Origin of the sequence: Streptomyces coelicoflavus, from assembly GCF_003112555.1 — a bacterium.
Lineage (GTDB): Bacteria > Actinomycetota > Actinomycetes > Streptomycetales > Streptomycetaceae > Streptomyces > Streptomyces coelicoflavus.
This window is the reverse complement of the sequence record NZ_BEWB01000008.1, coordinates 181,516-196,090: the sequence shown is the minus strand read 5'-3', so window position 1 is coordinate 196,090 and position 14,575 is coordinate 181,516. Positions and strand designations below refer to the sequence as shown.

The 14,575-nt window shown below is 72.1% G+C and carries 12 protein-coding genes; 4 read left to right on the top strand and 8 right to left on the bottom strand.

Features of this window, described 5'->3' with window-relative positions:
* Positions 1 to 61: 61 nt before the first annotated feature.
* From Sco07f_RS20670 to Sco07f_RS20650, 5 genes are read right to left on the bottom strand one after another with little or no spacing between them, the layout of a single operon-like run.
* Positions 62 to 2,992, bottom strand: coding sequence for a DUF5682 family protein (locus Sco07f_RS20670; RefSeq protein ID WP_108988721.1), 2,931 nt, complete (start codon positions 2,990 to 2,992; stop codon positions 62 to 64).
* A complete protein-coding gene (locus tag Sco07f_RS20665) occupies positions 2,989 to 4,113 on the bottom strand; it encodes an ATP-binding protein (protein ID WP_108988720.1) in 1,125 nt (374 codons plus the stop codon). The genes Sco07f_RS20670 and Sco07f_RS20665 overlap by 4 nt, the downstream gene beginning before the upstream one ends.
* A 37-nt stretch (positions 4,114 to 4,150) precedes the next feature.
* Positions 4,151 to 5,590 (bottom strand): vWA domain-containing protein, encoded by a 1,440-nt coding sequence (locus Sco07f_RS20660; protein ID WP_108988719.1) that lies wholly within the window; start codon positions 5,588 to 5,590, stop codon positions 4,151 to 4,153.
* Positions 5,587 to 7,020, bottom strand: a complete 1,434-nt coding sequence (locus tag Sco07f_RS20655; RefSeq protein WP_108988718.1) for a hypothetical protein — start codon at positions 7,018 to 7,020, stop codon at positions 5,587 to 5,589. The genes Sco07f_RS20660 and Sco07f_RS20655 overlap by 4 nt, the downstream gene beginning before the upstream one ends.
* The gene (locus tag Sco07f_RS20650) at positions 7,020 to 7,538 is read right to left on the bottom strand and encodes a hypothetical protein (RefSeq protein WP_174855396.1); all 519 of its coding nucleotides are present in this window, start codon (positions 7,536 to 7,538) and stop codon (positions 7,020 to 7,022) included. The genes Sco07f_RS20655 and Sco07f_RS20650 overlap by 1 nt, the downstream gene beginning before the upstream one ends.
* Positions 7,539 to 7,678: 140 nt before the next feature.
* Between Sco07f_RS20650 and Sco07f_RS20645 the strand changes: the two genes are divergently transcribed.
* The 3 genes from Sco07f_RS20645 to Sco07f_RS20635 all read left to right on the top strand — a co-directional run bounded on the left by Sco07f_RS20645 (position 7,679) and on the right by Sco07f_RS20635 (position 11,393).
* A complete protein-coding gene (locus tag Sco07f_RS20645; RefSeq protein ID WP_108988717.1) occupies positions 7,679 to 8,464 on the top strand; it encodes an SAM-dependent methyltransferase in 786 nt (261 codons plus the stop codon).
* 126 nt (positions 8,465 to 8,590) lie between these two features.
* A complete protein-coding gene (locus Sco07f_RS20640) occupies positions 8,591 to 10,231 on the top strand; it encodes a phosphodiester glycosidase family protein (RefSeq protein WP_108988716.1) in 1,641 nt (546 codons plus the stop codon).
* Between the two features lie 118 nt (positions 10,232 to 10,349).
* Positions 10,350 to 11,393 (top strand): alpha/beta hydrolase, encoded by a 1,044-nt coding sequence (locus Sco07f_RS20635; protein WP_108988715.1) that lies wholly within the window; start codon positions 10,350 to 10,352, stop codon positions 11,391 to 11,393.
* A 29-nt stretch (positions 11,394 to 11,422) separates the two neighbouring features.
* Here the strand turns inward: Sco07f_RS20635 and Sco07f_RS20630 are convergent, their stop codons facing one another.
* Both Sco07f_RS20630 and Sco07f_RS20625 read right to left on the bottom strand, forming a co-directional pair.
* On the bottom strand, positions 11,423 to 11,983 hold the full coding sequence (locus tag Sco07f_RS20630) for a pyridoxamine 5'-phosphate oxidase family protein (protein WP_108988714.1): 561 nt from the start codon (positions 11,981 to 11,983) through the stop codon (positions 11,423 to 11,425).
* Between the two features lie 86 nt (positions 11,984 to 12,069).
* On the bottom strand, positions 12,070 to 12,450 hold the full coding sequence (locus tag Sco07f_RS20625; RefSeq protein ID WP_108988713.1) for a winged helix-turn-helix transcriptional regulator: 381 nt from the start codon (positions 12,448 to 12,450) through the stop codon (positions 12,070 to 12,072).
* A gap of 83 nt (positions 12,451 to 12,533) precedes the next feature.
* On the opposite strand from Sco07f_RS20625, the gene Sco07f_RS20620 reads away from it, so the two are divergent.
* Complete coding sequence (locus Sco07f_RS20620) at positions 12,534 to 13,442, top strand: NAD(P)-dependent oxidoreductase (protein ID WP_108988712.1); 909 nt, start codon at positions 12,534 to 12,536, stop codon at positions 13,440 to 13,442.
* A gap of 64 nt (positions 13,443 to 13,506) precedes the next feature.
* Here the strand turns inward: Sco07f_RS20620 and Sco07f_RS20615 are convergent, their stop codons facing one another.
* Complete coding sequence (locus Sco07f_RS20615; RefSeq protein WP_007387750.1) at positions 13,507 to 14,022, bottom strand: hypothetical protein; 516 nt, start codon at positions 14,020 to 14,022, stop codon at positions 13,507 to 13,509.
* Positions 14,023 to 14,575: the final 553 nt, after the last annotated feature.

The following is a 14,575-nucleotide window of genomic DNA, read 5'->3' as shown; positions in this document are numbered from 1 at the left end:
ATCTTGGCACGAGGGCGGGCGTCGGCGGGCCCCTGCCCGTTGCCGGAACCCGCCCCCGCACTCACGCGCGCGCGAGCACGGCCTCCCACGCCGCCGCCGCTGCCGGGTGACGGCCCGCCAGCACGGCTCCTCGGGCCGGTGAACCGCAGCCGCCGCCCGAGTCCCACCCCTCGTCACACCCGAGCAGACCGGCCAGCGCGTCACAGGCCGCCGGATGCGCGGTCAGCAACGCCACGCCGGACCCTCCGCCCGAGCCGCCCGGGTCACCGGGTCGGTCCGCGTCCGTCCACTCCCGCGTGCAGCCCAGCAGCTCCGCCACCGCGTCGCACGTCGCCGGATGCGCCGGCAGCAGCGCCGCGCCGCGCGGTGCGCGCCCGCCGGGGCCCGCCCGGCGGGCGTCCGGTGCGACCGGGGGCGTCCGCCACGGCGGCACCCAGGCGTCCAGCGCGGCCAGCCGCCCCGGGAAGATCCGGCCCGCCTCGCGGATCAGCAGCGGGGCCAGCTCCGCGGCGCTCGACCGCAGCGTCGTGACGAGTAGCGGCAGCCACGGCAGCAGCACCGCGTCCGGCAACCGCCCGAAGGCGTTCGACACCGCCTCCACCACCACGTCCGCAAGGCCGGGCACGGGCTCCAACGCGTGCACGAAACCGCTGAGGTAGCGCGGATAGGCGGGCACCACCAGGGGGTTGGCCAGCAACGCGTCGCACCGGGAACGCAGTTCGCCACGCGACAGGGTGCCGAGCTGCACCTGCGCCGCCCACAACAGGGCCGTCTTCGACGGATCCTCGGGATGCGACTGTCCGACCGCCAGCTCCAGCTGAGTACGGTCGCAGCCCAGCGACAGCGCGAGGCCCTCCATGCCGAACAGGAAGCCGAGCATCGCCGCGACCTGCCCGACCGTCGCGTCCTCGTCCCCGAACGCCGTCGGCAGCAGCGTGCAGTAGTGCGCGTACCCGGACTTGACGAACGACTCGATCCACGACGGCAGCACCGGCTCGCTCGTCCGGTAGTGCGCGAGCAGCGCCCGCACCCGGCGCAGCACCTCCGGAGCGCCGTCGACACCCCGCTCGGCGGCCAGCACCTTCAGCGCGTGCGTGCCGAGTTCGTCGGCGAGGCGGCGGCTGCCCAGGTACAGGGTGGCGTCCTCCACCGCGGCCAGCACCGTCGCCGCCGTCGCCCCGGGCCCGTAGGCGGCACGCCGCAGCCGCTGTTCCAGGACCTGCTCGATGCTGACACCCTCGTAGCCCAGCTCGATCAGCGCCCGCTGGTGGGTGCCGAGCGCGAGGTCCCAGGACTCCTGGACGGAACGCTCACCGAGCCGCTGCTCACCCATGATGGGCCGGGCGGCACCGTGCGGCATCAGCCGCCGCAGCATCCACAGCACGTCGGAGCAGGCCCGCAGCTCCGGCCGGGACACCATGTCCAGCAGCGCCCGCCGCACCCCGCGCTGCTGGAGCCGCAGCCCGAGCGGCTCCAGCCGGTCGTGCACGTCCCGGGCGAGCGGCGGCAGCGACTCGTAGCCGACCTGCCCGATCCGGTCGCCGCCCATCATGATCTCGACCAGGCGCCGCACGTCCCGCCGCCCCGGCACCACGTCCTTCTCGATGCAGGTGACCGCCGCGTCCTGGAAGTCGTACGGCGTCGGCTTCGCCCGGTCCCGCATCCCGGCCAGCAGGATCGACGTCTCGAAGACCGCGACGGCGTCGGCGGTGGAGGCGAGGTAGCCGCTGCGCCGGGCCGCGCGCACGATGTCCACCGACCAGCCGAGCAGCTCCGCCTCGTCGAGCGAGTCCAGCACGGGCGGCCGGCGCAGGAAACCCGACAGCCTGTCCGCGGCGGCCCCGGCCGGGGGAGCGGGCACGGCGGCCGCCTTCCTGGCCGCGGACTTCCGCTTCCCGGCCTGGCCCTCCAGCACGTACGGCCGCACACGGGTCCGCTTCAGGCTCTTCGCCCACTCCGTCGCCGCGATCGACACCGAGCCCGCGGCGAGGCCGAACTGGGCCTCGATCGCCGCGTGGCTGGACGGGATCAGACCGTACTGCCACGCGGTCGCCGTACGCGGGGAGATCGTGAACGCGCCCGAGTCGCCCCGTACACCGAACTCCGCCACCCGGCTGGCCGCGTGGAACGCCCCGCACACGTACAGACAGTCGGCCGGGTCCGCGCCGCTCGCCGCCAGGTGCTCGCGGATCCGGGTCCACATGAACCGCTCGCGGTCCTCGTCCACCCGTAGCCTGGAGCCCTCTCCGGGGGCGAGCCGCCGGAACAGGCTGCCGATGAGGAACATCACCTGGCGGTAGGTGTCGTGGTCGCTGTCCCCGAGCGGGACCTCGACGTACTGGTGCCACCACTCCGACCAGTGCCGCACCCTGCCGTGGCGCAGCAGGTGCTCCTCCAGCTCGGCGAAGCGCGGCCGCAGGTCGCCGATCTCGACGCCGACGGCCTCCCCGTGCAGCGCGGCCTCGGCCTCCCGAGGAGGTCCGGCCTCCTCCTGCGGCTGCTCGTCCCTCCCGTCCCACTGGAAGACGTGGTCCGACGACCGGTCCACGAGGACCAGCTCCACCCCCGGTGTGTCCAGCGCGTACGCGATGGCCTGGTACTCGGCGGACGCCTCGGTGACCGGCGCGACGACCGACAGCGGGGCCCACTCCTTGGGGAAGCCGTCGACGTCACCGGCGAAGGCCTGCACCGCGACCGGCAGCCTGCAATTGCGCAGCTCGGTCAGGAGCGGCGCCATGTCCTCGCACAGCTCCAGATAGACGACCTTGGGCTGCTTGGCGCGCAGCCGGCGGGCCATGGCGACGGCCGAGGCGGGGGAGTGGTGGCAGACGGGGAAGATCTCCAGCGGTTCGCGCACCGCACGGTCGACGTCGTCGACCAGGCCGAGGAGGATGCCCTCCAGGGCGTCGGGCCCGCCCGCGAACGCGGCGGCCGCCTCCTGGAGCTGCCCCCTCAGCGCACCGAACGACGTGCTCTCCCGGTCCCCGCTCACGACAGCGTGGCGATCGCGTCGCGGCCGCCCTCCAGGAACTCGGGCCAGGAGCCGCCCTGCTCCTTGCTGCGCGGCTCGACGACTCCGTGCAGGTACTTGTTGAGGATGGCGAGGTCCTCGGGCTCGCGGCGGGTGAGGGAGCCGACGAGCGAGGAGGCGAGGGTGCGGGCGGTCAGGGCGCTCTCGCCGAAGAAGTTGCTGTGCAGGACGGCGTCCTCCAGCACGCCGATCTGCTCGGCCGTCGACAGCGCGGACTCCAGCTTCTCGTCGTCGCTGCCGGCCGCGGCGGCCGACTGGCGCAGGTCGGCGAAGCTCTGGAGCAGCACGTCGAGCAGGGTCGGCGGCACCTCGAGGTCGATCGAGTGCCGGCGCAGCAGTTCCTCGGTGCGGAAGCGGACGATCTCCGTCTCGCTCCTCTTGTTCGTCACCACCGGGATCCGGACGAAGTTGAAGCGCCGTTTGAGCGCCGAGGACAGGTCGTTGACACCCCGGTCGCGGCTGTTGGCCGTCGCGATGACGGAGAACCCGGGCTTGGCGAAGACGATGTTGTCGTCGTCCCCGCCGCCGGCCAGCTCGGGAACGGAGATGTACTTCTCGGAGAGGATCGAGATCAACGCGTCCTGCACGTCACTCGTGGACCGGGTCAGTTCCTCGAAGCGGCCGATCGACCCCGACTCCATCGCCGTCATGATCGGCGAGGGGATCATCGACTCCCGGGACTGCCCCTTGGCGATGACCATGGAGACGTTCCACGAGTACTTGATGTGGTCCTCGGTCGTGCCGGCCGTACCCTGCACCACCAGCGTGGAGTTGCGGCTGATCGCGGCCGACAGCAGCTCGGCCAGCCAGCTCTTGCCCGTCCCCGGGTCACCGATGAGCAGCAGTCCGCGGTCGGAGGCGAGGGTGACGATGGAGCGCTCGACGAAGCTCCGGTCACCGAACCACTTCTGCGCCACCTCCCGGTCCAGGCCGTCGGACCGCTCGGAACCCAGGACGAACAGACGGACCATCTTCGGCGACAGCCGCCACGAGAACGGCTTGGGCCCGTCGTCGATCGACTCCAGCCAGTCGAGCTCCTCGGCGTACTTGATCTCGGCGGGTGCGCGCAGCAGTTCGGACATGAGGGTGGCCTTTCAATGATCAGGGGAGGTTCGGTGATCAGGCGAGAAACGTCTTGAGTTCGTGCACGAGCTTCTTGATGTGGCCGGAGATCACCGGCGTGCCGAGGTCCTTGAACCGCTCCCGGAACCACGGGTTGACGCTGCCGCGGCCGGAGCTGGTCACCGACCCGACGGGGATGAACTTCACGCCCGAGCGGTGGACGGCGGCCATGGAGTCGAACAGCTCCTGCTGCCGCCACTCGTAGAAGTCGGAGATCCACACCACCACGGTGTTGCGCGGTTCGGCGATCTTCGGCTGGGCGAGGGCCATGGCGACCGTGCCGTCGGTGCCGCCGCCCAGCTTGGTGCGCAGCAGCGTCTCGAACGGGTCGTGCGCCCAGGGGGTCAGGTCCAGCGCCTGGGTGTCGTACGCGACGAGGTGGACGTCGACCTTCGGCAGCCCGGCGAAGATGGACGCCAGGATGGTGCAGTTGACCATCGAGTCGACCATGGATCCCGACTGGTCCACGACGACGACGAGACGCTGGGGCGTCGTCCTGCGGCTGGTGTGCCGGTAGTAGAGCCGGTCGACGTAGAGCCGCTCCTCCTCCGGGCTCCAGTTGGTGAGGTTCTTCCAGATCGTGCGGTCGACGTCGAGGTTGCGGAAGACACGCTTGGGCGGGACGGACCGGTCGAGTTCGCCGACCGTGGACTTCTCCACCTGGGTGCGCAGGACCTGGGTGACCTCGTCCACGTAACGGCGGATGAGGGCCTTGGCGTTGGCGAGCGCGACACCGGAGAGGTTGTCCTTGTCGCGCAGCAACTGCTCCATCAGGGACATGCTCGGCGTCAGCCGGGCGGCCAGCGCGGGGTCCGCCAGCACCTCGCGCAGGTGCATGCGCCTGACCAGGTCGGCCTCGAGGGAACCGAGTTCCGGGCCGATGGCGGGCACGAGACGGCTGAGGTCCGGCGCGGGCCCGCCGACACCCGTGCCGGCCGGACCGACACCGCCGCCGGACCGGCTCGGCCCGCCCGCGGGCGCCCGTCCGCCCCGCAGTTCGCCCGGCCGGCAGCCGAGGGCGCGCTCCAGCCAGTCCGCGTCGGACTGCCAGCGGGCCAGCTGCTCGGCGCTCACGTTGCCGGAGCCGGTGGCGAAGACGTTCAACAGCACCTTGGAGACGAGCGCCGCACGCCGCACCTCCGCGGCCCGGTCCCGCGCCTCCTCGTCCTCCGGCTCGGGCACCATCAGCCCCTCGAACTCGGCCGCCAGGTCCGGATGGCGCTGGACCACCGAGTCGACCGAGGCGCCGGGGTCGAGCAGTGCGGTCGGCAGACCGATGTCCTCGACCACGGCGAGGCTCGCGGACTCCAGCGCGGCCTGTTCCTCCGGGTCGAAGAGCCGGGCCAGCAGACGCCAGTAGAGAACCTGCCGGCGGTTGTCCTGGGCATCACCGAGGGGCGGGGCGCCGTGATCGTCGGCGTGGGGGTGGTGGGTCATTTCCGCAGCAGCTTTCCGGCGCGCTCCCGCAGCACGACGACGGCGTCCGTGGCGGCCTTCTCGGCCCGCGCCCCGGCCTTGTCGCTCGTGCCACCGGCCCAGGCACCCGCGTGCACGGCGACGGGCTTCTTTCGCACCGTCCGCTCGACGGCGAGCGGCTGGAGCAGGAACTCCCCGGCGTCCCAGCGCAGCAGCCCCAGGCAGGCACCGGACGACGCCACGGCCTGAGGGGTGAGCGGCCCGGCGGCCGGCACCCGGTCCGTGTCCACCCGCAGCCGGCACCCGGCGACGTCGAGAACGACCCCGCCCGCCACGTCCCGCGCATCCTCCATGCCGTCCCTCTCCACGCCGTATCCCTCCACGCCGTATCCCTCCACCAGGACGGGCACGGCGATCCGGACCGGATGCCGGTCCAGCGGCGACACGGCGCACGCCGCGGCGACAGGGAGTGCCACCCGGGCGGTGGCGAACACGTCGGCGGGCTCACCCGCGCGGGCGCGGGAGTCGTCCCACAGCAGATCACCCTCGGCGGTGAGCGGCATCGCGTCGAGGTCGACGGCACGGCCCTCTCCCACCGCCGCCAGCAGCGACATGTGCGGCCGCAGCCCCTGCCACAGCCCGGCCCCGACGACCGTGTCCGGCTTCGGCGCGGACACCGAGGCCCGCACCAGCCGGGACACGCCCCCGTCCGCGGGCTCGAACACCGCGTGCACCTGCGCCTGCACGGCGGTGGCATGCTCCTGGACGTCCACGCCGAGCGGCAGCAGCCGCCCACTGACCTCACCCACGGCGGGCCCGGACGCCGCCCCCGGCAGGGTCAGCAGCAGGGCACGCGCCCACAGGTCGGCCCAGCGGCGCACCGGCACCCGCTCCAGGGACGCACCGGGACAGCAGGCGGCCAGCTCGGCGGCGAACCCGTCGAGCAGCGTCGCGAGCCGGCGCAACGCCGGGTCGGGCAGCATCGCGGAGACGACGGGCGCGGCTCCGCCCACGAGTTCGTGGTCGATGCCCTGCCAGCCGGTCCGGGCCAGGTCGCACAGCCATCCGCGGGCGGCGACGAGCAGATTCCCCGCCCGCTCCTCGCCGGAGTCCGGTCCGGCGGCCCACGGATCGGCGACCGGCCGGCCGGTGACCTCGTCCACCCGTGCCACGAGCGCGTCGTGAACGGATCCGAGCAACGCGGTACGCGCGGCGGCCAGCGCGACGAAGTGCCCCTCGTCACCGCCCCCGGCGGATGCCTTCTCGGCGGCCTCGGCGACCCGTGACGCCAGCGGCGTCCCGGCGACGGCGTCGGCGAGCCCCGACAGCCCACCCGCCTGCGCGGGCCGCGGACGGAGCAGACCCCCGACGAGCACCGCGTCGAACCCGTCCACGGCCGCGAGGGCCTCGTCCAGCCCCGCGATGTCGTCGAAGAGCAGATCGGCGCGCATCAGGCGGCCACCGCCCCGGTCGTCGGGAACCAGTGCATCTCGGGCAACGGAGCAGTGGTCGCCGCGAGTTCGAGATAGGCGAGCTGCCGCAGGAACCGGCTGAACACCTGGGCGGCGGCCGAAGCGTCCCCGGCTCCGGGCCGCGCCGCCGTCATGGCGGAGGTGAGGGACGGGGCGTCGACGGACTCGCCGGCCTCGACCTTCAGGTAGCGGGCCACGCGCTCGGCGCCGTACTGCAGCACGGCCTCACCGACGAGGGCGCGGATGTGGTTGCAGAACGAGCCGCGCGCCCCGCCGCAGGGACGGTTGTTGTTGGTACTGCACGAGAAGGCGTAGGTCGACGCCGCGACCGAGGACACGTACACCCGCCCGATGTCCGACCCACTGGAGACCACACCCTGCAACCGCCCGTCGGCCAGCTCCACGAACGGCACCTTGGCGAGCTTGCGCGGCCGCGCGGACGGCACCACACGCACCGTGCTCGACTTCTCCCAGACGGACAACGCACCATCTCCCATGCACGTGAAAGGGGGGTTCACGCCACCTCGGCGGAACGGGACCGAAACTATCGGCGACCACTGACAACGCCCTTCGACCAGGGGCGGTCCCGCTACGCTGACGACCCGACGATGCCGTTCCGCGTACGGAGGAGTGTCCTGTGACCGCCGGTACACCCAGAACCCACATCGACACGAGCAAGCCGCACCCGGCCCGCGTCTACGACTGGCTGCTGGGCGGCAAGGACAACTACCCCGTAGACCAGCGGGTCGGCGAGACCCTCCCCGAGGAGGCACGCGGCAACGCCGCCCGGAACCGGGCGTTCATGCACCGCGCGGCGGCCTGGCTGGCGAAGAACGGCGTCGACCAGTTCCTGGACATCGGCACCGGCATCCCCACCGAACCCAACCTGCACCAGATCGTGCAGGCGGTCAGGCCGGACGCCCGGGTCGTCTACGCGGACAACGACCCGATCGTCCTCCGGCACGCGGAGGCGCTGCTGACCAGCACCCCGGAGGGAGTCACGGACTTCCTCCACGCGGACGTACGACAGCCCGAGACGATTCTCGAACGCGCCCGTGAAGTACTGGACTTCGACCGACCCATCGCCCTCTCCCTGATCGCGCTCCTGCACTTCCTGCCGGACGACGAGGACCCGTACGGCGTCCTGCGCGCCCTCGTCGAAGCACTTCCCCCCGGCAGCCACCTGGTCCTCTCGCACGGCACCGCCGACCAGCACCCGGAGCTGAAGCAGGAGACCGAGACCGCGTACAAGAAGGGCGCGATCCCGTTGCGGATGCGCACCCGCAGCGAGGTCGAGCCCTTCTTCGCGGGACTGGAACTCCTCGCGCCCGGCATCGTGTTCGCGACAGAGTGGTATCAGGAGGAACCCGCGCCCACGCGGGAACGCAGCGGCTTCTACGTGGGCGTGGCGCGGATCCCCTGAGCAGGCCGAGCAGCACGGAGGGTGCGGCCCGCGCCCACCGGGCCGCCTTGACGTGAGCCTGAACCGGCCGATACTTGTGCGCAGCATGGGTCGGTCGGTGTCCGTGGTCGGCGCGAGGCGGGACAGATGAAGAAGAGACTGAGTGCCACGGGTGCCGTTCTGGGCGTCCTCACCACGCTGGCCGCCCTTCCAGCGGGCGCCGAGGCGTCCCCGCACGCGGTCGGGTATCAACCCTCGGCCCGGCAGACGCTTCCCCTGGGTCCCGACGGACTCCCCGAGACGCGCACCACGACCACCCTCCAGCCGGGCGTCACCCTCACCCGCATCGTGCGCGGCAACACCGACGACCCCGCACTCCACTGGACGGTCGAGGTCTCCATCCCCGGCGGCGACACCTCCCCGGACCCCGACGCACCGCCGACGGCCCTGAAGGACCGGGCGAGCGCCGACGAACTGGCCGCCGAACTGCGGCGGGACGGCTTCGAAGCGAGGGTGGAGGAGGTGACGACAGGCGCGACGGCCGACTACCGGGGCGGCACCCTCGGCTGGCGGGTCCGCATCGGCGCCTTCGACGCGCAGACCGCAGCGACCGCGGAACGCACCCGCCTGAGAGCGGCCGGGTATTCGGGCTCGGCGGTGTACACGGGTTGGGACGGAGAGGCCACGGACCGCGGCCCGTGGCGCGTCGACGTACTCACCATCGACCCGCGCAGGTTCCGCGGCACCCTCGACGCGTCGTACGGCCCCGACCTGGAGAACCGCGAGACGACCAGCGCGCTCTCGGCGTCGGCCACCGCGACGGCCGCCGTCAACGCCGGCTTCTTCGTCCTCGACCCCAAGGCGGGCGCACCGGGCGACCCCGCCGGAGTGGGCGTGTACGACGGCCGCCTGCTGAGCGAACCGGTGGCCGGACGCCCGGCGCTGGTCGTCCACGACAACGGGCGCCGCACCGAGATCGCCCGCCTCACCTGGCAGGGCCGGATCGCCACCCGCGCGGCCTCCCTCCCCCTGAACGGAGTGAACCGCGTACCCGGCCTGATCAGGAACTGCGGCGGCAGCGCGGGCGACACCCCGACATCACTCCCGCTGCACGACGTCACCTGCACCAACCCCGACGAACTGGTCGCCTTCACCCCGGACTACGGCGGCCGCACGCCCGAGGGCGAAGGCCTGGAGGCCGTGCTGGACGCCCACGAGCGGGTCGTGGAACTGCGCTCACCACGCGGTGGGGCGGTCCCCCGGGGCGGCAGCTCGGTCCAGGCGACGGGCGAACGCGTCGCGGACCTGGCCGCCCTGGCCCACGTGGGCGACCGCCTGCGCGTGAGCACGACCCTGCTGGACGACCGAGGCCGCCGGATGCCCACCTCGCCCCGTACCGACATCGTGAACGCGGGTCCCGAGCTGGTGCGCGACGGCCGTATCCACGTCACCCCCGCCACCGACGGCATGGTGCACCCCGGCGACCCGAGCTGGTACTACGGCTGGGTCCACAAGCGCAACCCGCGCACCCTGGCCGGGGTGGACGCCGCGGGCCGCACCGTCCTCGTCACCGCCGACGGACGCAGCACGGACTCCCTCGGACTCAGCATCGGCGAGAGCGCGGAGGTCGCGAGGTCACTCGGCCTGCGCGACGCGGTCAACCTGGACGGCGGCGGCTCGACGACGATGGTGGCCGAGGGCGCCGTACTCAACTCCCCCTCGGACGCGGCGGGCGAACGCCCGGTCGGCGACGCGCTGTTGATCCTGCCGCACCGGCACGGCACCTGACCCGGTCCGCCACGACCACCCGCCGGACGCGCCACGCACCAAGCACTACCCATCACACACCACGCACCACGTACCACGCACCACGCACCACGCACAGCAACCCATCCAGGGAGCCGCCGTGTTCGCGAACGTGCCCACTGTCCCCACTCCGCTGCGAGCGAGACTCCTCCTGGTCCTTGCCGTCCTACTGGCCGTCCTTCTGGCCGTCCTGATGCCGACCGCTCCAGGGGCCTTTGCCGCCGAGAAACCGGAGACCGGCGCCACCCGCCCCGGCGCGGAGGTCGTCGCCGTCACCCGGGTCGCGGACCGGCAGGTCGACCTGTCCGTACGGTCGGCGGCCCTGGGCGGCCGGACGGTCAAGGTCCGGCTTCTCACTCCCGACGGCTGGAACCCGCACGACCGACGCCATCGGCAGCACTGGCCCACCCTCTGGCTCCTGCACGGCTGCTGCGGCGACTACACGTCCTGGACGAGCATGACGGACGTGGCGGAGACCGACAGCCTGCGCGACGTCCTGGTCGTGATGCCCGAGGCCGGCTGGAACGGCTGGTACAGCGACTGGTGGAACCACGGCCAGGGCGGCGACCCGGCATGGGAGACGTTCCACACGAAGGAACTGCGCCACCTCCTGGAACGCGAGTGGGGCGCGGGCAGCAACCGCGTGGTCGCCGGCCTGTCCATGGGAGGCCAGGGCGCACTGCTCTACGCGGCCCGGCATCCCGGGATGTTCAAGGCGACGGCGGCGTACTCCGGTTCCGCCCACCCGCTCCTGAACGAGGAGTCGGTCGACCGCATCATGGGCTTCTTCGCCGGCCAGGGCAACGACCCGCTCCGCGTCTGGGGCGACCCGGTCGCCCAACGCGGCATCTGGCAGGCCCACGACCCCTTCCACCTCGCCAAGCGCCTGAGGTCGATCCCGGTCTACCTCTCCTGCGGCGACGGCACCACAGGCCCCCTGGACGCACCCGGCGCCACGAGCGCCCTGGAGGCCGACTTCAACCGGCAGAACCACGCGCTCGCGGCCGAGCTGAAGCGCGTGGGCGCGAGGCACGTGACAACCAACTTCTACGGCCCGGGAACCCACGGCTGGGCCTACTGGGAGCGGGAACTGCACGCGTCGCTGCCGATGCTGCTGGGAGCGCTGGGCACCGACGGCGACTGATCCCGTACACGCCCGAGCCCCGCGGAGCCTCAGAACGACCAGCGCGTATGGCTGTACACCCCTTCGTCCCGGCCGAACCCGTACGCGGTGACGGGAGCTACGGCGAACAGCACCACGTCCCCGCTCCGCAGGGCGTCCCCGATCCCGTGGAAGGTGCCCTCGGCCGACGTGATGTGCTCCCGGTACTTCGCCTCGTACGCGGCGATCACCTTCTCCAGCACCGCCGGGTCACCGACCGGTGCCGCTTCGCCCTCGACCACCAGGTCGAACCCGTCGGTGAGCGAGTTCGTACCCGTGAGCAGTGCGCAGCGCGCGTCACGGGCCAGGTTCCGGGCCTTCTGCTCACCCGGTCCGGTGGAGAAATACAGCACTCCGTCGTGCCAGGCCGCGATCACCGGCGTGACGTGCGGCCCGCCGCCCGGTCGGGCCGTGACCACCCAGAAGATCTCGGCGGCCGCCACGCGCCGTCGGGCTTCGGCCCACTCGGTGGCCGTGACGTCCGTGGCGCCCGGACGGGGATTGAGTGCGGAGCTGTAACGGGCGTCGAGTTCGGTCGTGGGTTGCCGTACGGCGGGTTGTTCCGTGGACATGGCAGATCTCCTCGCTCTCGTCCCCGTAACGACTGCCGGCCGGCCCGGACATCATCGGTACGCCTGGCGGGGGTACACCGATCCGGTCAGCGCATGGAGGAACGGGTGTCCGGCTGCGGCTGCCGCTGCTCGCACCCCTCGCGACGTATCCGCTCGGTGCCCCACGCGCCGAGCGGTCCGAGGGCCTGATTGAGTGTGCGGCCGTGGTCGGTCAGGGAGTACTCCACACGTGGCGGCACCTCGGCGTACACCTCCCGGTGGACGAGCCCGTCCGCCTCCATCTCCCGCAGGTGCTGGGTGAGCATCTTCTCGCTCACGCCCGGCAGCCCCCGACGGAGCTCGGCGAAACGGCGTACCCCGTGGGCGTCGAGCTCCCAGAGGATCAGGCCCTTCCACTTGCCGCTCACCACGTCGAGCGCAGCGTCGATGCCGCAGACGTACGGCCCGGACCTCGACCCCTTGGCCATCGCTCAGCCCCTTACGAATCGGTAAGTACCGCAGAAAAAAGTGGGTACTTCCGAGGCTACCCGTGCCCTCAGAGGATGAAGGGGTGAACGAACACAAGGACCGCACCACCAGCCCCGCCACCCCCGTTTCCGTGATCGGACTGGGCCCGATGGGCCAGGCCATCGCCCACACCCTCCTCACCGCGGGCCACCCGGTCACCGTCTGGAACCGCACGGCGAGTCGGGCCGACGGCGTCGTCGGCGCCGGCGCGACGCACGCGCCGGCACCCCGCGAGGCGCTCGAGGCGAGCGAACTGGTGCTGCTCAGCCTCACCGACTACCAGGCGATGTACGACATCCTCGACGACACAACCGAAGCGCTGGCCGGGCGCACACTGGTCAACCTCAGCTCCGACACCCCCGACCGCACGCGCGAGGCGGCAGCGTGGGCCGCCCGCCACGGCGCCGCCTTCCTCACCGGAGGCGTCATGGTCCCCGCGCCCATGGTCGGCACGAACGCGGCCCACATCTACTACAGCGGCCGCGAGGAACTGCTGGAGAACCACCGGGACGTGCTGACCCTGCTGGGCACCCCGAAGCACCTGGGCGAGGACCCGGGCCTCGCCCAGCTGATGTACCAGGCCCAGCTCGCCGTCTTCCTCACCACCCTGTCCGGCCTGATGCACGCGACCGCGATGCTGGGCACCGCCGGTCTGAAGGCCCAGGAGGCGCTGCCGGAACTGCTCTCCTCCGCCGACTCCATCGGCGACATCCTGAGGGCGGGCGAGGAACACCCCGGCGCCGCCCTCGACGCCGGTGAACACCCCGGCCACCTCAGCACGGTGACCATGATGGGCGCGACGTCCGACCACATCGTCGACACCAGCACGGCACTCGGCCTGGACCTCGCCCTCCCGACGGCCGTCCAGGACCACTACCGCCGAGCGATCGAGAACGGCCACGGCAGCGACAACTGGACGCGCATCATCGACAGCATCCGGAAACCGCACTGACGAGACGCCCACGAGCCGGCACTGGCGCCCGCTCGGCACCGGTGCCCGCCCGGGACCGGTGCCGTCAGGGGATGACGGCACCCGTCGAGGTGATGAGATCGTCCTTGCCGGCGTCGTCGTAGACGGAGACGTGCACCGCCCCGCCCTCGTCCAGGTTGTAGTCGTACGTTGTGTACTCGACGGCGGCCGACGTCCCGGGCGCCGAGACCACCGGCCCCACCGGGTACACGTTGGTGACCGACGCGTATTGGAGCTGGACGTAGAACGTGTCGCCGTCATTCTTGGTGTCGTAGACCCAGAGCTTCTCGCCGTACGGATGGAACTCGACCTTCCCCAGCCAGGCCCCCGAGTCGGGGTGATACAAGTTGATCTTGACGGCTTTCCCGCCGGGGTCGTGCCGGAAGTAGGTGCCGTCGTACGGGTCGCCGACGGAACACGGGCAGTTGTCCGTGTCGACGTACTTGAACGTGACGCGCGGATCCGGGTTGTAGGCCTGCGCCGGCGCGACGGTACCGAGGGCTGCCCCCGCGGTGAGCACCGCTCCCGTGAGCAGCGCCCCCAACTGTCGTCTGATCCTCATGTGTACCGGTCCTCTCCTGTGAGTCCCCGCTCGTTGACCAGGCACATGGTTGCGCAGAAGGGCGCCGGAGCGGCCCTGGAAAGTTGCAGGGTGGGCCGGCACGAACCGCGCCATGTCGTTCGCTCGCCCCCACACCACGCCGCGACCAGCTCAGCGAGGCGGAAGCGGGCGACGGATGCGCGGCCGGCGAGCGCCAGTCCTCTCGAGTGGCGACGAAGTCCTCGGTGATCGCAGGGCTCGCACCGGGTGGCGGGTGGCGGCGGTGCGCACACACCGCACGGAGCGGAAACGGCCGACCGGTGCTGCGGGTTCCCCGGTGGAAACCGCACGCGGAACGCCGTCGTCGAACGGCAGGATCGCGTGCACCCCGGCCAGCAGGGCCAGGACGTTGACCAGCGGGGCCGGCACCAGGGGCGGCAGCTGTTCCACCAGGGGCACATAGGCGGAGAGCAACGCGGCGGACCATCGCGCCACAAGAGCGATCCAACGCCTGGCACGGCCCTGCCCGTCCTGCACGGAATTCGTCTTTCCGTTCTTTCGCACGATCCTCTCC